17 protein-coding genes and 1 tRNA gene are annotated in these 19280 nt (G+C 69.8%); 16 read left to right on the top strand and 2 right to left on the bottom strand.

Going from position 1 to position 19280, the window contains the following annotated elements; genetic code table 11:
- The first annotated feature begins 35 nt into the window (after positions 1-35).
- The 8 genes from ABTX24_RS20590 to ABTX24_RS20555 all read left to right on the top strand — a co-directional run bounded on the left by ABTX24_RS20590 (position 36) and on the right by ABTX24_RS20555 (position 7066).
- Complete coding sequence (locus ABTX24_RS20590) at positions 36-533, top strand: GNAT family N-acetyltransferase (RefSeq protein WP_350842193.1); 498 nt, start codon at positions 36-38, stop codon at positions 531-533.
- Positions 534-637: 104 nt separating this feature from the next.
- Complete coding sequence (locus tag ABTX24_RS20585) at positions 638-2197, top strand: TIGR03767 family metallophosphoesterase (protein ID WP_350842191.1); 1560 nt, start codon at positions 638-640, stop codon at positions 2195-2197.
- A gap of 132 nt (positions 2198-2329) precedes the next feature.
- Positions 2330-2743, top strand: a complete 414-nt coding sequence (locus ABTX24_RS20580; protein ID WP_008358178.1) for a DUF3052 domain-containing protein — start codon at positions 2330-2332, stop codon at positions 2741-2743.
- Between the two features lie 69 nt (positions 2744-2812).
- Entirely contained in the window at positions 2813-4477 is a 1665-nt protein-coding gene (locus ABTX24_RS20575; RefSeq protein ID WP_350842189.1) for an AMP-binding protein, read from the top strand.
- Positions 4474-4938 carry a peroxiredoxin gene (locus ABTX24_RS20570; protein WP_160028612.1) on the top strand — a complete coding sequence of 155 codons (465 nt, stop codon included), beginning with the start codon at positions 4474-4476 and terminating at the stop codon, positions 4936-4938. The genes ABTX24_RS20575 and ABTX24_RS20570 overlap by 4 nt, the downstream gene beginning before the upstream one ends.
- 197 nt (positions 4939-5135) lie before the next feature.
- Positions 5136-5211 (top strand) — tRNA-Val (locus tag ABTX24_RS20565).
- Positions 5212-5926: 715 nt separating this feature from the next.
- Positions 5927-6457, top strand: coding sequence for a hypothetical protein (locus ABTX24_RS20560; protein ID WP_350842187.1), 531 nt, complete (start codon positions 5927-5929; stop codon positions 6455-6457).
- Between the two features lie 363 nt (positions 6458-6820).
- Positions 6821-7066: a hypothetical protein gene (locus ABTX24_RS20555; protein WP_350842185.1), complete on the top strand. Its 246-nt coding sequence runs from the start codon at positions 6821-6823 to the stop codon at positions 7064-7066.
- Here the strand turns inward: ABTX24_RS20555 and ABTX24_RS20550 are convergent.
- Entirely contained in the window at positions 7047-8243 is a 1197-nt protein-coding gene (locus tag ABTX24_RS20550) for an MFS transporter (protein ID WP_350842183.1), read from the bottom strand. The two genes, ABTX24_RS20555 and ABTX24_RS20550, sit on opposite strands and share 20 nt — an antisense overlap.
- Before the next feature lie 75 nt (positions 8244-8318).
- On the opposite strand from ABTX24_RS20550, the gene ABTX24_RS20545 reads away from it, so the two are divergent.
- Entirely contained in the window at positions 8319-9251 is a 933-nt protein-coding gene (locus ABTX24_RS20545) for a LysR family transcriptional regulator (protein ID WP_350842181.1), read from the top strand.
- On the opposite strand, the gene ABTX24_RS20540 is transcribed toward ABTX24_RS20545, so the two are convergent.
- Positions 9252-10169 (bottom strand): LysR family transcriptional regulator, encoded by a 918-nt coding sequence (locus tag ABTX24_RS20540; protein WP_350842179.1) that lies wholly within the window; start codon positions 10167-10169, stop codon positions 9252-9254. It abuts the gene before it with no gap.
- 207 nt (positions 10170-10376) lie between these two features.
- Between ABTX24_RS20540 and ABTX24_RS20535 the strand changes: the two genes are divergently transcribed.
- The 7 genes from ABTX24_RS20535 to ABTX24_RS20505 all read left to right on the top strand — a co-directional run bounded on the left by ABTX24_RS20535 (position 10377) and on the right by ABTX24_RS20505 (position 19279).
- Positions 10377-11486 (top strand): PrpF domain-containing protein, encoded by a 1110-nt coding sequence (locus ABTX24_RS20535; RefSeq protein ID WP_350842177.1) that lies wholly within the window; start codon positions 10377-10379, stop codon positions 11484-11486.
- 58 nt (positions 11487-11544) lie between these two features.
- Positions 11545-12744, top strand: a complete 1200-nt coding sequence (locus tag ABTX24_RS20530) for a Bug family tripartite tricarboxylate transporter substrate binding protein (protein WP_350842175.1) — start codon at positions 11545-11547, stop codon at positions 12742-12744.
- Between the two features lie 10 nt (positions 12745-12754).
- Positions 12755-14818 (top strand): tripartite tricarboxylate transporter permease, encoded by a 2064-nt coding sequence (locus tag ABTX24_RS20525; protein WP_350842173.1) that lies wholly within the window; start codon positions 12755-12757, stop codon positions 14816-14818.
- 43 nt (positions 14819-14861) lie between these two features.
- Positions 14862-15236 carry a universal stress protein gene (locus ABTX24_RS20520; RefSeq protein WP_350842171.1) on the top strand — a complete coding sequence of 125 codons (375 nt, stop codon included), beginning with the start codon at positions 14862-14864 and terminating at the stop codon, positions 15234-15236.
- A 175-nt stretch (positions 15237-15411) separates the two neighbouring features.
- On the top strand, positions 15412-17418 hold the full coding sequence (locus tag ABTX24_RS20515) for an MMPL family transporter (RefSeq protein ID WP_350842169.1): 2007 nt from the start codon (positions 15412-15414) through the stop codon (positions 17416-17418).
- Positions 17415-18665: a sensor histidine kinase gene (locus ABTX24_RS20510; protein ID WP_350842167.1), complete on the top strand. Its 1251-nt coding sequence runs from the start codon at positions 17415-17417 to the stop codon at positions 18663-18665. Before ABTX24_RS20515 ends, ABTX24_RS20510 begins: the two co-directional genes overlap by 4 nt.
- Positions 18662-19279 carry a response regulator gene (locus ABTX24_RS20505; RefSeq protein WP_160021882.1) on the top strand — a complete coding sequence of 206 codons (618 nt, stop codon included), beginning with the start codon at positions 18662-18664 and terminating at the stop codon, positions 19277-19279. Before ABTX24_RS20510 ends, ABTX24_RS20505 begins: the two co-directional genes overlap by 4 nt.
- Position 19280: the final 1 nt, after the last annotated feature.

Genomic DNA, 19280 nt, shown 5'->3' with positions numbered 1-19280 from the left:
GTTCGGGGCGTGCGGATCCCTGCGATCATCGACGTGTGACGACCCTTCGAGGCACGCTGCGGGTGTTGACCTGCGACACCGCGGAGACCCTCGCAGCGGCCAGCGTCCTGTTCAACCAGTACCGGCGCCATTACGGTCAGCCAGACGGGGACGATCGCACCCTCGGCTGGCTCACCGACATGGTTCGGTCGAACATGCTCACGCTCTACACGGCGGTGCCCGGGGACTCGCCGGCGCACGCACCTCCAATCGGCCTGGCAACCAGCCATGCGATGCCCGCATCGTTGGTCATGGGACAGTTCTGGCAACTGCGCGACCTATTCGTGCTCCCCGGTTCTCGTCGCCAAGGAGTGGCCGCTGCGCTGGTCGATGCAGTCTGCCGGGCGGCATTGACGGCGGGCGCTACACGACTGTCCCTCGTGACAGAGCCGGACAACCACGCTGCGCTCGGTCTCTACCGGAGGCTCGGATTCAAGCCTGTCGAAGGTCTGGCTTCGCTCAGCCTGGACCTTGCCGCGCAGACAGTCAGGTAGTGAGGTCGGAGCGGGTCCACCGGAGCCGCGCCGATCAGGCCAGGGGGAGTATCGTTCGCGCACGAACCGCGGCGGCCGGTCGTGAGGGAGAAGAGGCGGCGTAGATGGGTGTCACGAGCGAGAGCGGGCGGATCGTCGCGGGTGGCCGGAAGGGCACCTACGTACGTCTGGCCGAAGGGCCGCAGGAGCGCCACATCTCGCGCACCGATCTGGCGCGGAAGCCCGAGGACCTGGGCGACCCGGTGCTGACCGTCGCGCACCTGTCCGACATGCACATCTGTGACCACCAGTCGCCGGCGCGGGTCGAGGTCCTGGACCGGCTCATGGACCCCGACACCGCGACCCGTGAGCTGATCGACGAGATCGGGACGTACCGGGCCCAGGAGCTGCTGACCGCCCAGGTCGGCGCGGCGATGGTCGAGGCGGTCAACGAGATCACCGAGGGTCCCGTCGGCGGTGGCCCGCTCGATCTGGCGATCGCGACCGGTGACAACACCGACAACGGGCAGTACAACGAGCTCGACTGGTATCTGACCCTGCTCGATGGCGGCCGGCTGACCCCCGACTCCGGCGACATGCTGCACTACGAAGGCGTCGCCACGCTGCCGGACAAGCGCTTCTGGCACCCCCAGGGCGAGACGTACGACATGCGCCGAGGGGACCACGGCTTCCCGCTCGTCCCCGGGCTGCTGAAGGCGGTGCGCAAGGCGATCGACTCGCCCGGGCTGGAGGTGCCGTGGCTGGCGGTCAACGGCAACCACGACGGGCTGCTGCAGGGCACAGTGCCGGGCAGCTCCGCCATCGGTGAGATCGCGGTCGGTGATCTGAAGGCGATCGCCATGCCCGAGCACTGGACCGACGAGGCCAAGGCGAAGCTCATCGCCGGGCTGATCTCCGGTGACCCGGTGGCGCTGGGGATGCTGGCCGAGCTCGAGCCGTACGAGGTGACCCCCGACCGGCGTCGCCGGCAGACGACGCTGCAGGAGTTCGTCGACTCCCACGTGCACGACGAGGCGAAGCCGCCGGGCCACGGCTTCAAGGCCGGCGGCAAGCCCTACTACCGCTACGACGTCAACGACGAGGTCACCTTCGTCGTCCTCGACACGGTCAACCCGGCCGGCGGGTTCCAGGGATCGATCGACGCCGAGCAGCTGGAGTGGCTCGACGCCGTGCTCGCTTCCACCGACTACGACGAGCGGCTCGCCGTGATCGCCAGCCACCACGACGTGGCCTCGCTGGTCAACGACATGAGCGGCGCCGGCGGCGGCCGCCGGGTGCTCAGCGACGAGATCGAGCAGACCGTCTCACGCCATGAGAGCGCCGTGCTCTGGCTCAACGGGCACACCCACCGTACGTCGGTGAAGCCTCGCGGCTCCTGGTGGGAGGTCACCGCTCCGTCCCTGATCGACTGGCCGCAGCAGGGCCGGATCGTCGAGCTGATCTCCGACGGAGACGTGCTCACCATCGCCACCACGATGCTCGACCACGCCGGTCCCGCGCGCTGGAGCGGCTCGATCGAGAAGGTCAGCCACCTCGCCTCGCTCTCCCGTGAGCTGTCCGCCAACGACTGGCAGGGACCGAAGGTGCGCCTCGCCGAGCACCCGTCGGCAGGGACGGCGCAGGATCGCAACGTACTGCTCCATCTGCTCGATCCGAGGGCCTGAAAGGCCTCCGACACGCCGTTATCTAGCGAATGACAGGCGGGTGGGGTTGCGTGGACCAGCGTTCTCCGCTGGACTACCACCAACCAAGTTCATGCAAGCGGCGTGGACATCAAGCTTTTGGAGGAACGACACGTGAGCTCGACCGCAGCCACAGGGCCTGCGGACCGGCTGGGCCTCAAGTCCGGCATGGTCATCCAGGAACTGGGCTGGGACAACGATACTGATGACGAGCTGCGGGTCGCCATCGAAGATTCCGTCGACGCGGACTTGGTCGACGGCGACTACGGCAACGTGGTCGACGCCGTGCTGCTGTGGTGGCGCGATGACGACGGCGACCTCGTCGATGGTCTCGTCGACGCGCTGACCGACCTCGTCGGTGGCGGCGTCATCTGGTTGCTGACGCCGAAGGTGGGCCGCCCTGGCGCGGTCGACCCGGCCGACATCGCCGAGGCCGCGCCGATCGCCGGACTGTCCCAGACCACCACCGCATCTGTGAGCAAGGACTGGGCCGCGACGCGTCTGCTGGCGCCGAAGACTCCTGTCTGATGGCCGCGATTCTCGGGATCGCTGGACACCCACAGGAGACCTAGCGTGAGCGTGGCTACACTCCCAACGGTGTTCTCGACTACGGCTGCCAAGGCGCGCACCGCCGGATCCGCGGCGAAGATCCTGGCCGGCTCGGGCATCGTCCGGCCGGTCAACCCCCTCGGGCTCGCACGGACCGGCCTGGCGCTGGCGCGCTGGGGCACCGGGCCGGCCGGAGGGTTCATCGGCCTCGCCCACCGCTATCCGCGACGCACAGCGCTCATCGACGAGCTCGGCTCGTTGACGTACGCCGAGCTCGACCGCCGCTCCAACGCGATCGCCCGGGCCCTGGCGGCCCGGGGGGTCGGTGAGGGCGACGGGGTCGCGATCATGTGCCGCAACCATCGCGGGTTCGTCGACGCGACCTTGGCGGTGGCGAAGCTGGGCGCCGACGCGCTCTACCTCAACACCGCCTTCGCCGGTCCGCAGCTCGTCGGGGTATTGGAGCGGGACAAGCCCGCCCTGATCATCCACGACGAGGAGTTCACCGGGCTGCTGTCCTCGGCGACCTCGGCCACGAGGCTGGTCGCGTGGGTCGACTCCTCGGATCCTGGCGAGACTCTCGAGTCGCTGGTCTCCGGCGATGCGCGGCCGGTAGCGCCGCCGAAGCGGCACGGGCGGATCGTGATCCTCACCTCCGGCACGACGGGAGCGCCCAAGTCGGCGCCGCGTCAGGAGGCCGGCCTCGACGCGGCGATCGCGCTGATGTCGCGGATGCCGATGAAGGACGGCTGGCGCTGCTTCATCGCCGCGCCGCTCTTCCACACCTGGGGGATCGCCCACCTGCTCTTCGCCGAGCTGCTCGGCACCACCATGATCCTGCGCCGCCGGTTCGACCCGGAGGACGCGCTGGCGACCCTCGCGGAGACCAAGGCCGACTCGTTCGTGGTCATCCCGGTCATGATGCAGCGGATCCTGTCGCTGCCGGAGGAGACGCTGGCTGCGTACGACCTCGAGGGGATCGCCTCCCGGCTCAAGGCCGTCGCGTCCTCCGGCTCGGCGCTGCCCGGCGACCTCGCGCTGGAGTGGATGGACCGGTTCGGCGACAGCCTCTACAACGTCTACGGCTCGACCGAGGTCTCCTACGCCTCGATCGCCGACCCCGTCGACCTGCGCGAGGCCCCGACCTCGGCTGGCAAGGTGCCGTGGGGGACCCGAATGAAGATCCTCGACGGCGACGGCGTCCCGGTGCCCGACGGTGAGGCCGGCCGGATCTTCGTCGGCAACGGACTCCTCTTCGAGGGCTACACCAGCGGCGGCGGCAAGGAGGTCGTCGACGGTCTGATGGCGACCGGCGACGTCGGGCGGTTCGGGCCCGACGGCCGGCTCTACGTCGAGGGCCGCGACGACGACATGATCGTCTCCGGTGGCGAGAACGTCTTCCCGCAGGAGGTCGAGGACTGCCTCATCCGCCATCCGCTCGTCGCCGACGCTGCCTGTGTCGGGGTCGACGACGCCGACTTCGGCAAGCGCCTGCGCGGGTTCGTGGTCCTGGCTCCCGGCGCCGAGGGCGACGTCGATGCGGTGTTGAAGGACTGGGTCAAGGAGAATCTGGCTCGCTTCAAGGTGCCGCGCGAGATCGTCGTGACCGACGCCCTGCCGCGTAACGCGACCGGCAAGGTGCTCCGTCGCGAGCTGGCCACCTGGGACATCGAGGCGGCAGAATCGAACGGCGAGAGGGCGGCAGGGCAGTGAGTGGACTTGAGATCGGTGGTCCGGCTCCGGACTTCACGCTCCGCGACCAGTTCGGCGCCGACGTCACCCTCTCGGACTACCAGGGCAAGAAGGCCGTGGCGATCTTCTTCTTCCCCTTCGCCTTCTCCGGCGTGTGCACGGGCGAGATGAGCGGACTGCGTGACCGGCTCGACGAGTTCGTCACCTTCGACACCGAGGTCCTGGCGATCTCCTGCGACCCGGTCTACGCCCTGCGGCAGTTCGCCGACACCGACCGACTCAACTTCTCGGTGCTCTCCGACTTCTGGCCGCACGGCGAGGTCGCCCAGGCCTACGACGTCTTCAACGACCGCACCGGTGCCCCGCGACGATCCTCCTACATCATCGACAAGTCGGGCGTCGTGCGGTGGGCCGTGCACAACGACAACGCCGACGGCCGCGACCTCGAGGAGCACCTCCGGCAGCTCCACGCGGCGGCGTGAGGAAGTAGTTTACGGGTCATCAAAGGTCCGTTAACAGCCTGGTTACATGGCTTTTCCTATGCCCTGGGTGGGATCTACTCTTGAGGTGTTGAGCCGCTGATGACCCGAGACGTCAGCGGCTCAACTTCCATTTCAGGGTTGGTACGCAGGCCCGGTTGGTCCGGCCCGCCCCTGATCGCGTACTCTTGGGGCGCTTCGGACGCATAGCTCAGTTGGTAGAGCGCCTCCCTTACAAGGAGGATGTCGGGGGTTCGAGTCCCTCTGCGTCCACCACCGTCCGCCCCAGGTCGGGACCCTGTTTCGCCCTCATCCTCTCCGCCTCGCGGAGATCGAGGTTGAGGTTCATGACGCGTGCGAGCGACGGGTCCAACTCACAAAGTGACATCACCGATCTCTGGACGACTGATCGCCGACGCTTTAACCACTCCCCAATGACCCACCCCGCGGATGTTCCTCCGTGCCAAACTCTGCATATGGGTTGGTGGCGCGTCGTGAGGACCGAGAACGGCCGCCGGATCGCTCCGCGATGGGTGACTCGGAGTCACCTCCCCGACTTTCTGCCAGGTTTGCTTTGGCGGCGGGGCATGGTTCTGTTGGGCGGTCGACTCCACTTCTGCGTGGGAAATATCGAGTCGGTGCACCGCACCGTCGAGTGGAAGTCCAGCGATTGGATCGTCGGCTACCGCACGTACGTGGGGCCGCACCGTGAGCGGGAGATGAACCGATTCGACGATCCAGACTCGTTCGACGACGAGTAATCGTCGAGCAGGACGCGCCCGCAAGTGCCATCCTAAGCGCGGTCCAGGAGTTTCAGATCAGGTGACGGAGGTCTATCGCGCATCACCAGCGAATCACAGGCTTGTCGGGTCGTGTAATCCGCCAACGGATGTGCGACAGATCTCCGATAACTGATCTGCGACGCGTGGTCTAGAACGTTGAGGGTTCAGCGGTCCGTGGCCCGCTGGGCAAGATGCTAGATGGGGTCCTGGTGATCGATGCTGCTCTGGACGGCAGACTTGCCGTCGTGGATCAGCGCGACCAGGACTCGACGTGGCAGTGCGACCTTACAGCCGTAGGACCGCTCGATGAGGTCGAGTTGCTTGATGCGGCCTGGCAGGGCGGGCCGGTCTGGGATGACGACACGCAGTGGGTCGCTACGGACGCGCCGGAACTAGTCTACGGGGGCGCCCCGTGGCCCGGCCTGCTGATCCGTGCCGTGGTGCCGGCGGGTGAGTCGGTGACGGTTCGGCTCAGTGATCACGTGGCCGGGTGCTCGATGCGGCAGATCTTCGCGACGGAGTTGATCTTCGGTGATCAGGTCTGGCTTGCGGCCGGTGAGGAGCACCGCACGGTTCCGATTCGCCCCGGCAACTATCCCGCCTCCGTGTGGGCGGATGGTCCGACACCGGCCACCGTCCGGCACTACTGCATCGTGCTCGGCGCCTGGTCACCACGAAACCTCGGCACGCCACGCCCGGAATGGGCACCGGGGCCTGGGCTACAGCTCCGATTCCGCTGACTCTGCAGGCGTTTGCTGGCTCGCGGTCGCTGGCCCGTGATGCTGCGTACCGGCTGAGTGGTCGTGCGGTGCACCACCAGGGTCGTATCGGATACGTGCGCGGTCACGTCCTGGTGCCGGTGCTTCTGTCCGAGGGCGACCTTCTGCCCGGCGACCAGGATCCAGCCGGCTGTTCGACTCACGGCGTTGAACCCGGATCCGTTCGGTCGATGGGTGTGGGACCGGTCCGACTGGTCTGGGTGCGCTGCAACCGGTGGGCTTCGCCACTCTCGAGTGGGTTCGGCCGGGTCCTGAGTAGTTCGCGGGACTCACGATCATCCGTTGCTCCGACCTCGACTGCACGGAGCCGCTAGCGTTCCGCCCATGTCCGAGACCTCGCCCTTGACGCCGACCGTGCCCGAATGGTTGCTTGGCCTCGTCACCGCATGCGCTCTCGTTGGACTCCTCTTTGCCATGCGATGGGGCATCAAACGGCTCCGCGCGCTGCTATCCGACGTGGCAGGACGTTGGCGACCGGTCGCTCGCGTCCTTGAGGGAGCGCTCGTACTGGCCTTCGCGCTTTACGTTGTCAGCCTCTCGATCGGCATCTTCAGTATGGTGATCGCGTAACCGGGGTCTGGGGCAGGAGCGCGCGGGCGGCGGCGAAGGCGATGAGGGTGATCGCGATGACCATGCTCGCGGTACCGGTCCAGCCGGCCGCGAAGGCGAGGCCGCCGAGCCAGCCGAAGAGGCTGGAGCCCGCGTAGTAGAAGAGCGTGTAGAGCGAGGTGGCCTGGGCGATCCCGCTGGTCGCCATTGGGCCCACCCAGCCCGAAGCGATCGAGTGCGCCGAGAAGTAGGCAGTGGTGAACAGCAGCAGTCCGATCAGGACCGAGGGCAGCTGGTCGGGGATCGTCAGAGCGGCTCCGGCGGTCATGGTCAGGGACGAGGCCAGGAGTACGCGTCGGCGGCCGAAGCGAGCCGCGAACGTCGCCGCCAGCCGGGCCGAAACCGCGCCGGAGAGCCCGGCCAGGAAGATCACCGCGGTCAGCGCCGCCGGCAGGGAGAACGGCTCCAGCTCGAGCCGGTAGCCGAGGTAGTTGAAGACGGCCACCTGTGCGCCCATCAGGAAGAACGCCTGTGCGTAGAGCGCCAGCTGGCCGGGGTTGGTGAGGTTGGCGACCATCCCGGCTCGCACGCCGGCCGGGCGTGAAGTCGTCGCTGGGCGGGGGCGCTCGGGCGGGAGTGCGGTGACCGCGACGGCGGCGCCGAGCGCGCTGACGCATCCTGCGACGAACGCCGCCACACGCCAGTCGCTCACGTCGGCGATCGGCGCGGCGATCAGCCGTCCGGCCACGCCGCCGAGGACGGTGCCGGAGATGTACGTCGCGCCCGCGGCCATCGCGTCGCGTCGGCTGACCTGCTCGCTGAGGTAGGCGAGCGCGAGCGCGGGGGTGCCGCCCAGGGCGATCCCTTGGGCGACGCGGAGGAGGACGAGGGCGGGGAACGAGGTCACGACCGGGAGGGCCAGGCCGATGGCCGCCGCGGCGACGATAGCGATCGTCATCGCCCTGGCCCGGCCGATGCGGTCGGCGATCCACGACCAGCCGAGCGCGGCGACGGCGAGACCGATCGTCGCCCCAGAGACGGTCAGGGCGGCCTGGGAGGCATCGACCGCGAAGTCGCGGCTGATCGCCGGGATCAGCGCCTGGGGATAGTAGAGCTGCACGAACGTCGTCATCCCGATCGCGACCAGCGCGACCAGCACGCGTCGATGTCCCGGGTCGGTCGCAGCCTGATCGCTCACCCTTGTCACGCTAAGGAGCCCGAAACCGTGCGTCCAATGCATCGGTGATGCACGAACAATGCGGATTCGCATAAGATGGCGAGTGTGGATGCCACCGCGCGAAACGTCCTGCCGATGCTCCCGGCCCTCGCGGCCCTGGCCGAGACGGGGCAGACGCATGCCGCCGCTGATCTGCTGCAGATGCCGCAGCCCACGGTGAGCCGCATGCTCGCGCGCCTCGGTCGTGAGCTCGGCGTGGACGTGGTCGAGAGACACGGGCGAGGTCTGCGGCTCACCAGGGCGGGGGAGGCGTTGGCCCCGCACGCCGCCGCCGCGGTCGCGGCGGCCACGGCGGGCATCGAGGCGGTGCAGGCCCAGGAGTCAGGCGCCCGCGGACGGATCGCCCTCGCGTTCCAGAGCACACTCGGCGAGCGGGTCGTGCCGGCGCTGGTCAAGGCGTTCCTGCAGGAGCATCCGGGCACATCGGTCGACCTGATCCAGACCTCGCGACCGCGGTGCCTGGAGGCGGTCACCGACGGCACCGCCGAGGTCGCGCTGATCTCGCCGCTCGACGATCGCTCCGACCTGCGCCGGTGGCGGCTGCACACCGAGCCGCTGGTCCTGGTCGTACCGCCCGGCCATCGCCTGGCGACACGGGCCCGGGTGGGCTTCGAGGAGGCCGGCGCGGAGACGTTTATCTGCATGAAGCGCGGCTATGGGATGCGTACGCTCCTCGAGGGTCTCGCTGAGGCCAGCGGCGTCACGCCCACGATCGGGTTCGAGGGCGACGACCTCGCCACGCTCCGGGGGTTGGTCTCGGCCGGTCTCGGGGTGAGCCTGGCACCCCGCGACCCGCACGGGGCCACGGGCTGCGTCGAGGTCCCGTTGACGAACCCGGAGGCCGTACGTCACATCGGTGCCTGCTGGCTCGACCGCCGTCCATCGACGCTCGCCGCCGCCTTCCAGGACCTGCTCCGGCGGCGCGGCCGGCGACTGACCGAGATCGGCCTGCGCCCTCTGGGTGGCTGATCAGGAGTAGGTCGACGAGGTCTCCACGAGCACGTCGTGCAGGGCGAGCTCGGCAGCGCTGCGGACCCGGCCAGTTCGGTGCGCGACGAGCACGCGCCGGGGCGGCGCGGAGTCGCCCAGGGAGATGACGCGTACGTCGGGGTGCTGGTTGACGGTGGCCGTTCGGGGAGCGAGCGCGATGCCCAGTCCGACGCTGACCATGGCCTGGGCCTCCTGGTAGTCGTTGGCCTGGAACGCGATGGTCGGCGTGAAGCCCGCGGCGACGGCGCTGCGCTGCAGGACCTCGACGACCGGGTGGCCGCCCGCGCGGATGATCCACGGCTCCTCGGCGAGGTCGGCCATCCGGACCGTACGCCGCCGGGCCAGGCGGTGGGTGGCGCCGACGAGGAGCACGGTGGGGTCGGTGAAGAGCTCGGTCAGCACCAGCTCGTCGTTGTCGACCCGCTCCCAGGCGTAGTCCCACAGCAGGGACATGGCGACCTTGCCCTCCTCCAGCATGCGTACGAGATCGTCCTCGCGGCCGCTGTGGATGGTCAGCGCGATGTTGGGGTAGAGCTCCTTGTAGCGCCGGACCGCCAGGGGTAGGAACGAGCTGCCGATGGTGGGGAAGGTGCCCAGGGTGACGCTGCCGCGACGTACGCCGGCGATGTCGGCGAGGTCCGACTCGGCGGCCGCCAGCTGGCGCAGGACCTTGCGCGCGTGGGTGGCGAGCACCAGGCCCGCGTCGGTCGGGGTCATGCCCCGGGCGTGGCGGTCGAGGAGCGGCTGTCCGGCCTCGCGCTCGAGCCTGAGCAGCTGCTGCGAGATCGCCGAAGGCGTGTAGCCCAGCGCCGCGGCCGCGCTGGTCACTGATCCTTCCTCCACGATCGCCAACAGGATCTGCAGCCGTTTGATGTCGAGCACGGCCCCAGTCTGCATGAAGTCGTGCTACATGGCCATGTAGGGCCGTGCAGTGCTGCTTCAGCCGCGACGACGCGCGGCGGGACGCGAAGGCGTCCCGGAGTCGTCCGTTAAGCGTGCAGTTTTGCTTCACGATCATGTTCGAACTCGTGATTGTGCTACAAGTCACCTCGCTCCAGTCTGTGTGGGTCCGGACAGCCCGGACGACTCGGCTGAGGAGGCAATATGCGCGAGATCGCCGCGACATGGATGCGGGGTGGCACCAGCAAGTGCTGGGTCTTCCGTCGCGACGACCTGAACGTCCCGGACCTGTCCGTCGACGAGGTGCTGCTGAGGATCTACGGCAGCCCCGACCATCGCCAGGTCGATGGCGTCGGCGGCGGTACGTCCACCACGAGCAAGGCGGTCATCCTCGCGCCCTCGGCGACGCCCGGGGTGGATGTGGAGTACACGTTCGCCCAGGTCGGCATCGAGGAGGCCAAGGTCGACTGGGGGAGCAACTGCGGCAACTGCTCCGCGGTGGTCGCGTCGTTCGCGATCCGCGAAGGGTGGGTGAGCACGGGCACGCCGGAGACGGCCGTCCGGGTCCTCAACACCAACACCGACCAGCTCATCGTGCAGCGCGTGCCGACCCCCGGAGGCGTACTCGACGAGGAGGCCTCCGAGGCGATCCCCGGCGTTCCCTTCCTCGGCGCGCCGGTGCGGATGGGCTTCGTCGATCCGGCGGGTCGGAGCACCGGACAGCTCTTCCCGACGGGTCATCAGCGCGATGTCCTGCCGGAGACCGTGGGCGGGGTGACCGTCACGCTCATCGACGCGGGCGCGCCGGTCGTCGCGGCCAACGCTGCCGACTTCGGTGTGCGCGGCGAGGAGGACATCGCCGACCTCGATCTGGTGCCCGGCCTCCTGGCCCGCCTCGATGCCGTACGTCGGGAAGCCGGTGTCCTGATGGGGCTCGCCCCGACGCCGGAGTCCGTCGCCCGGGCGGTTCCCAAGCTCGCGCTCGTCGCCGCCCCCGACCCGGCGAGCGAGGAGCGCACCGACCTGACCGTGCGCATGCTGTCGATGGGGCGCTTCCATCCGGCTGTTCCGGTGACCGGGTCGGTGGCGCTGACCTTGGCCGCCGACGCCCCCGGCACGGTGGTGCACGACCTCGTCCCGGCTGGGCGACCCGCCACCGGCCTGCGGCTCGGTACGCCCGCGGGCAACGTCAGCACCTTCGCTGAGGAGCACGACGGCGTCCCTGTCGTCGGCGTCGTACGCACCTACCGCCGTCTCGCCCACGGAGCCGTAGTCCTGCCGGACCCGCCCTTGCTGCCGTCCGCGTCGGCTTGACCATCTGACCCCTTGACACGGGATGCCCGTGTGAGGCTCGCTACACCTGGAGGAACTCATGACCCAGCACGTCGAAGAAGAGGACGTGGCCACGACCGCAGACGAGGATGCCGGCCCGACGCAGGACCCGCCGGAGCGACCTGCGCCGACCCCACGACTCGCCGGAGCCGTCCTCGCCGGATTCACCGCGTTGGCGGTGGGCGTCTCCGTCCTGGGCGGGGACTTCCTGAACCCGGCCGCCTCCACGGCCGACGGCGACTACTCGGGTGAGACCGTCGAGATGATGATCCCGCTGGCCGAGGGTGGCGGCACGGACACCTGGGCCCGGTTCGTCGGAGCCGAGCTGACCGAGGCGGTGCCCGGCTCGCCGGGCCTGGCTCCGGTCAACGACGACGGCGGCGAGGGGATCCTGGGCACCAACCACTTCATGACCTCGGCGAAGACCGACGGCACCGAGGTGCTGGTCAGCACCGCCTCGACGGTGGTGCCCTACCTCCTCGACATGCCGGCGGTGCGCTACGACTTCAACAAGCTGCGGCCGGTCCTGGCCAACGGCACCGGAGCGGTGGTCTACGCCCGGACCGGCGCCGGGGTGAACGGCATCGAGGACCTCGTCGACCGGGACAAGCCGCTCATCTTCGGTGGCATCGCGGCGACCAGCCTCGACCTCACCACGATGCTGGCCTTCGACCTGCTCTCGGCCGACATCGACTCGACCTTCGGGTTCGAGGGCCGCGGACCGGTCAACCTCGCGCTCCAGCGCGGCGAGGTCGACATCGACTACCAGACGACCTCGTCGTACGAGCCCGCGGTCGAGCCGCTCGTCGAGGACGGCACCGCGGTGCCGCTCTTCTCGCTCGGGCAGGTCAACGAGGATGGGAAGATCGTGCGCGATCCCAACTTCCCGGACCTGCCGACCGTCGTGGAGGCGTACGAGACGCTCCATGGCAAGCAGCCGGATCCCGAGGCGCTGGAGACCTACCGCGCCATCCTGGCGCTGACCTACACCTACCAGAAGGCGCTCTGGGTGCCTGAGGACACACCGGACGAGGCGGTCGAGCTGCTGCGCTCGACGGCCGATGAGATGGGTGCCGATCCCGCGTTCCAGAAGTCCGCCGCCGAGGTGCTCGGTGGCTATCCGCTCGATGCCTCACCCGACCTCGCCGACCGGATCGGCGAGGCGTACCAGGTGGACGAGAGCGTCCGCCAGGACGTCCTCGAGCTGCTCGAGACCGACTACGACATCACGATCGACTGAGGGCAGACACATGACTGACGCAGCCTTCTCTGCCCTGGCCTCCCTGGCCGATCCCTCGCTCCTCATCATGCTCGCCGTCGGCGTGGTCGCCGGTCTGGTCATCGGCCTGATCCCGGGGCTCGGCGGCACCGGCGCGGTGGCGATCCTCCTTCCGATCACGTTCGGCATGGAACCCGAACCCGCACTCGCGATGCTCATCGGAGCACTGGCGGTGGTGCACACCTCAGACACGGTCGCCGCCGTCCTGCTCGGCGCGCCCGGCTCCGCCTCGGCGAGCGTGACGATGCTCGACGGCTACTCGATGGCGCGACAAGGACAGGCCAAACGCGCCCTGTCGCTCGCCTTCCTGTCCTCGATGGCCGGCGGCCTGATCGGAGCGGTCGGGCTCACCCTCGCGATTCCGCTGGCTCGGCCCCTGGTGCTGTCCTTCGGCAGCCCGGAGCTCTTCATGCTGACCATTCTCGGGGTCTCGCTCGCCGCCGTGCTCTCGCGCGGCAACGTCGTCAAGGGCCTGACCGCCGGTCTGCTCGGGCTCCTGCTCGGTCTCGTCGGCACCTCGCCCACGACCGCCGAAGAGCGGTTCTCCTTCGGCTCGCTGTTCCTCAGCGACGGCATCTCCCTGGTCGCGGTCGCGCTGGGTGTGTTCGGGCTCGCCGAGATCGCCAGCCGGGTCGGACAGCGACGAGTCACCGAGAAGCCGGTGGAGCTCACCGGCGGTTGGGGATCCGGCATCCGAGAGTGGCTCACCCACTGGACACATGTCATCCGAGGCGCGCTGATCGGCATCTGGGCCGGTGTGCTGCCCGGCGTCGGCGCCACCGCCGGCACCTGGCTCGCCTACGGGCAGGCTGTGGCCACCGCCAAGGACAAGCGGAAGTTCGGCAAGGGCGACCCCCGTGGCATCGTCGGCCCGGAGAGCGCCAACAACTCCGTCGAGGCCGGTGACCTGATCCCGACCTTCCTCTTCGGCATCCCCGGCGGCGTGCCGTCGGCGATGCTGCTCGGGATGCTGCTGACGTACGGCATCCAGCCGGGGCCGGCGATCGTCACCGACCATCTCGACCTCATGTACCTGATCGTGTGGGCGTTCGCGATCGCCTCGGTCGCCGGAGCCTTCCTCTGCTTCCTGGCCACCGGCTCGCTCGCCAAGCTCACCAAGGTGCCCTTCGCCGTGCTCGGGCCCGGCCTCCTCGTGGTGATGCTCCTGGGCGCGTTCCAGGAGGGTGGCCAGATCGGCGACCTGTGGGTGATGGTCGCCCTCGGCGTGGTCGGCTTCTTCCTCAAGGCCACCGGGATGCCGCGGGCCCCGTTCCTGATCGGCTTCGTCCTGGCCATCCCGATGGAGCGCTACTACTACCTGACCGCCAGCCTGTACGACGGCGCCTCCTGGGTCGCGCGACCCGGCGTGCTCGTCTTCGCCGCGCTGCTGATCGTGCCGCTGGCCTGGTCCCTGATCAAGAAGGTTCGGCGAGCCTCGGGGGCTGCCGACGACGGTCACCGAGACGAGCACGAGAGCGATGACGAGCACGGCGACGAGCTCGAGGGTTCGCTGGCCCGTACGCCCTGGTCCCTCGCCGTCGCGATCGTCGCGGTGCTGGTCTTCGCCGGCGCGCTGTGGGTGAGTGGGTCCTTCTCCGCAGAGGCCGCGCTGATGCCGCGGCTCGTGGCGATCGGCGGTCTCGCCGCGGCACTCATCCTGTCCTGGCAGGAGCTGCGCGCGAGGCGGCAGGACACCCGCCGCGACACGCTCGACGACAGCCTCGAACCCACGGGTGGGTCTGGCGCCACGATGGTCGCCACCCGAGTGGACCAGGCGGTCGACGCCAAGGCCCTGGCCCGGCGTCACGACCTGGTGATCGCCATGCGCACCTTTGTCGCGATGGCCGCGTTCCTGGTCCTCGTCATGCTCGGCGGCTACCTCGCGGCGACCCTGGTGTTCACCCCGGTGTTCCTCCTGTACGCAGCCCGCACCCGGCCACGTACGGCGATCATCTACACCCTCGTCCTGGGCGCCGTGCTGCTCGCCCTGCCGTCGCTGCTGCCGGTCGACCTGCCGATGGGCCTGCTGCAGTGACCGCGCCGACCTCTCGCCCTTCCACGAACCGAAAGGAACGCCGATGACCATCGTGGTCGCCTACGCCGACACCCCGCCCGGACACGCCGCCGTCACGGCCGCGGTCACCGAGTCCCGAGAGGGAGAGGCCGTGGTCATCGTGCCAGCCGTGCGCGGCGAGCGGGTCCCCGACGCCGAGGAGCTCGAAGGTCGGTGGCCGGAGCTCGCCGGCCGGGTCGAGGTCGAACGAGGAGACCTGGGTGACCCCAGCGACACCGTCATCCAGGTCTCCCAGCGGCTCGACGCGCGGCTGATCGTCCTGGGCCTGCGCGCACGGACGCCGGTGGGCAAGCTGGTCTTCGGCAGCACCGCCCAGCGGATCCTGCTCGACGCCACCTCTCCGGTGCTCGCGGTCAAGCCTTCCGTGGCAGGTCCTTGACCGCTCCGGCCCGCCGGCATCAGCCAAATGGATGATTCCTGGTTCAGTCCTGCTCGCGATGATCTGGGACGACGCCGCTGGTGGAGTTGTCGGCATGGCAGATTCTCTGGTTCGTACGCGGTCGGGTGCTCGTCCGCATCTCGCAGACAGGTTGACCTCCCGCCGTGGGGCTTGGGTGGCGCTCGGCCTCGCGGTGGTCGTGATGGGGGTGCTCTTCGGGGCCTTCGCCGGTGCGGAGGCCCCGGCGCAGACCGGGCAGGCGCCGGCGGGCTCGGAGTCGACGCGGGTGAGCGCGCTGCTGGAGGAGTTCCCCGGTGCCGACCGTGAGTCCGTGCTCGTCGTCGCCTCCCGGGAGGACGGGGGCGCTCTCTCCAGCGGTGATCTCGACGACCTCGAGCGGCTCAGCGTCGAGGTCGGTGCGCAGGCCGCGCCGGGCTCCGCCGGTCCGATGCTCAGCGAGGACGGGGAGGCCGCGGCTCTCGCCGTGCCGATCACGGTCGGGGCCGACAACGCCGAGACGTCGGGGGTGATCAAGGCGCTGCGAGCCGACGTCGCGGCGCAGGCTCCCGACGGGCTGGTGCTGCAGGTGACCGGCGGGCCGGCGTTCGGGGCTGATGCGGCCGCGGCCTTCGACGGCGCCGACCTCACGCTGCTGCTGGTGACGGTCCTGATCGTGGCGGTGCTGCTGATCATCACCTACCGCTCGCCGGTGCTGTGGCTGGTCCCGCTGGTCGTGGTCGCCCTCGCCGATGCGCTCGCCGGGCGGGTCACCGCGGCAGCGGGAGCGCTGTGGGGCTTCGGGTTCGACGCCGGCGTCGTCAGCGTCCTCGTGTTCGGTGCGGGGACCAACTACGCGCTGCTGCTGATCTCGCGGTACCGGGAGGAGCTGCAGCGGACCGAGGACGACCGGCTGGCGCTGAGCACGGCCTGGCGGAAGACGGTGCTCGCGATCCTCGCCTCCAACCTGACGGTGGTGCTCGCTCTGCTGACCCTGGTCCTGGCCACGATCCCGATGACCCGTGGGCTGGGGGTGCCCGCGGCGATCGGTCTGCTGATCGCCCTGGTCGCGGTGCTGTTCGTGCTGCCACCGGCCCTGGCGGTGTGTGGACGACGACTGTTCTGGCCGTTCGTACCTCGCCCGGGTGACTCGCGTGACCAGGGCCGGGCATGGCGCGCGATCGCGTCGCGGGTGGTGAAGCGCCCGGTCGCGAGCCTGCTGGGTGGGCTCGTGCTGCTCGCGGTGATGGCCTCCGGCCTTGCCGGTACGTCGGTCGGGCTCGATCAGATCGAGAAGTTCCGGGTGCAGTCCGAGTCAGCCGCCGGTCTGAAGACGCTCTCGGCGCATTTCCCGCCCGGAGAGGCCCAGCCGATCTACATCCTCGCCGACACCGAGGCCGCCGCTGAGGTGGCCTCGGTCGCGGGTGACGTGGAGGGCGTGGTGCGCGCCCAGCCGGCCGGAGTCACCGGTGACGGGGCGTCGACGAAGATCATGGCGACCAGCGAGTTCTCGCCCGGAACCGAGCGGAGCCTCGACCAGATCACCGACCTGCGGGAGGCGGTCCACCCGATCGAGGGCGCGGAGGCACTCGTCGGCGGCGCGGTCGCGACCGAGCTGGACGCCGCCGAGGGGAGCGAGGACGACCTGCTGCTGATCGCGCCGCTGGTGCTCGCGGTGAGCTTCCTCGTGCTCCTGGTCCTGCTGCGTTCGCTGGTGGCGCCCGGTCTGCTGCTCCTGGTGAACCTCGCCAGCGCGGTCGCCGCGATCGGCGCCGGGGCCTGGCTGAGCCGCGTCCTCTTCGATCAGCAGGCGCTCGACCTGCAGGTGCCGATCCTGGCGTTCCTGTTCCTGGTCGCGCTGGGGATCGACTACACGATCTTCCTCGTCCACCGGGCGCGCGCGGACGCGGGGCAGCTCGGCACCCGGGCGGGCGTGGTCGAGGCGGTCGCCCACACCGGCGGTGTGATCACCAGCGCCGGCATCGTCCTCGCCGGGGTCTTCGCCGCTCTCGGGGTGCTGCCGCTGGTCACTCTCGGACAGCTGGGCCTGATCGTCGGTGTGGGCGTGCTCGTGGACACCCTGGTGGTGCGTACGGTGATCGTGCCGGCGATCTTCGCCCTGGTGGGCGACCGCATCTGGTGGCCGGGACGACTGCAGAGGGCCGGGGGAGAATCGAGCACATGAGTGTCGTACACGCGCCGCTGAGGCGGCCCGGCGCCTCGCACCCGACCCCCGCCGCCTCGACGGTGCGGGCGATGGAGATCGGGCAGCACGTGATCGCGGTCGTGCTGACGGCGATCGGCGTCAGCAGAGCGATCGGCGAGGGGGTGGCGCCTCCTGCCGCGGTCATCACCGGGCTCGCGATCCTCGGGTGGCACACCGCCGGCACGATCCTGCCGGCCAGGACGGGCTCGCCGCGGCTGCCGGTGTGGTGGCTGCTCGGCTTCGCGGTGATCTGGGTCGCCGCGGTCGCGGTCTCGGACGAGTTCGTCTGGCTCGCATTCCTGCTGTGGCTGCTCGCCGGGCACCTGCTGCCGCTGCGCTGGGGACTGGTCTTCTCGGCGGCGATCCTCGTGGTGGTGGTCGTGGCCCCGATCCTGCACCGTGGCACGACCAGCTACGCGGACGTCTTCGGCCCGCTCATCGGCGGCATCTTCGCGTTCGGCATCTCCCGCGGATACCTGCAGCTCCTCCGCGACGCCGCCGAGCGCGAACGGCTGGTGACGTCCCTGCGGAGCGCCCAGCAGGAGATGGCCGAGCTGCAGGACGAGCTGCTGCTCGCCCAGCGCCACTCCGGAGCGATCGCCGAACGCACCCGGATCTCGCGAGACATCCACGACACCATCGCGCAGGCGCTCTCCTCGATACGGCTCCTCACCCACGCCGGAGGCAACCGCACCACCGACCCGGAGTCCTCACGTACCTTCGCGCAGGTCGAGGCGCTGGCGGGCGACAGCCTCGCGGACGTACGCCGGATCGTCGAGGCCCTGGCACCGGCCGAGCTCGAGGACGCCGCCCTCGCCTCGGCGCTTCGGCGGATGCTCGACCGCACGAAGGACGAGACCGGGCTGCACGCCGAGCTCCATGTCGACGACACGCTCCCGCTGCTGCGGACCGAGGTCGAGGTCGCGCTGCTTCGCACTGCTCAGTCGGCCCTCTCGAACGTACGTCTCCACGCCGCGGCGACGCGGGTCGTGGTCACGCTGATCGACGACGGTGACTCGGTGCGTATGGACATCAGCGACGACGGCGACGGGTTCGATGTCGCCGCCTGGGAGCAGGACGCCGATGCCGGCTCGTCCAGCTATGGCCTGCGTTTCATGCGGGCCCGTCTTCGTGAGCTCGGAGGTGGACTCGACGTGGAGAGCACGCCCGGTGAAGGCACCGCCGTCTCCGCGCATCTCCCGATCCACATCGAGGGGTCGCGATGACCACGGTGCTCCTCGTCGACGACCACCCGGTCGTACGCAGCGGCCTGCGGGCGGTGATCGAGGCGGGCGACGCCCTGACGGTCGTCGGGGAGGCCGCCACCGGCGAGGAGGCGATCACGCTGGCCGGTCACCTCCATCCCGACGTCGTGCTGTGCGACCTGCGTCTGGGAAGCGGGATCGACGGCATCCGGACCACGATCGCGCTCCGCGCCCTCGATCCGGCGCCGGCCGTGCTGATCCTGACCACCTTCGACCGCGACGCCGAGGTGCTCGGTGCGATCGAGGCCGGGGCCGCCGGCTACCTGCTCAAGGACGTCGACCCCGAGGTCATCGTCCAGGGCATCCACCGCGCCGCCGCCGGCGACATGGTCCTCGCCCCGGACCTGGCCACCCGGGTGCTGAAGGGTATGCGCAGCCCGCTGCCGCGGCTCACCGATCGCGAGATCGAGGTGCTGCGGCACCTGGCCAGGGGCGCGACCAACAAGGAGATCGCGCGCACGCTCTTCGTCACCGAGGCCACCGTGAAGAGCCACCTTGCGCACATCTTCACCAAGCTCGACGTCGACAGCCGCTCCCGCGCCATCCATGTCGCGCAGGAGACCGGTCTGATCTGAG

The organism is Nocardioides sp. NPDC127514, assembly GCF_040302125.1.
GTDB lineage: Bacteria > Actinomycetota > Actinomycetes > Propionibacteriales > Nocardioidaceae > Nocardioides.
Note: the sequence above shows the minus strand (reverse complement) of the source record. Positions and strands in the feature narration are given on the sequence as shown.

Bases quoted from the DNA above. Each gene is read 5' to 3' on its own strand.
- ABTX24_RS20510 (WP_350842167.1), top strand. From the start codon at position 17,415: ATGAGTGTCGTACACGCGCCGCTGAGGCGGCCCGGCGCCTCGCACCCG.
- ABTX24_RS20520 (WP_350842171.1), top strand. From the start codon at position 14,862: ATGACCATCGTGGTCGCCTACGCCGACACCCCGCCCGGACACGCCGCC.
- ABTX24_RS20540 (WP_350842179.1), bottom strand. From the start codon at position 10,169: ATGCAGACTGGGGCCGTGCTCGACATCAAACGGCTGCAGATCCTGTTG.
- ABTX24_RS20545 (WP_350842181.1), top strand. From the start codon at position 8,319: ATGGCGAGTGTGGATGCCACCGCGCGAAACGTCCTGCCGATGCTCCCG.
- ABTX24_RS20530 (WP_350842175.1), top strand. From the start codon at position 11,545: ATGACCCAGCACGTCGAAGAAGAGGACGTGGCCACGACCGCAGACGAG.
- ABTX24_RS20585 (WP_350842191.1), top strand. From the start codon at position 638: ATGGGTGTCACGAGCGAGAGCGGGCGGATCGTCGCGGGTGGCCGGAAG.
- ABTX24_RS20555 (WP_350842185.1), top strand. From the start codon at position 6,821: ATGTCCGAGACCTCGCCCTTGACGCCGACCGTGCCCGAATGGTTGCTT.
- ABTX24_RS20505 (WP_160021882.1), top strand. From the start codon at position 18,662: ATGACCACGGTGCTCCTCGTCGACGACCACCCGGTCGTACGCAGCGGC.
- ABTX24_RS20525 (WP_350842173.1), top strand. From the start codon at position 12,755: ATGACTGACGCAGCCTTCTCTGCCCTGGCCTCCCTGGCCGATCCCTCG.
- ABTX24_RS20535 (WP_350842177.1), top strand. From the start codon at position 10,377: ATGCGCGAGATCGCCGCGACATGGATGCGGGGTGGCACCAGCAAGTGC.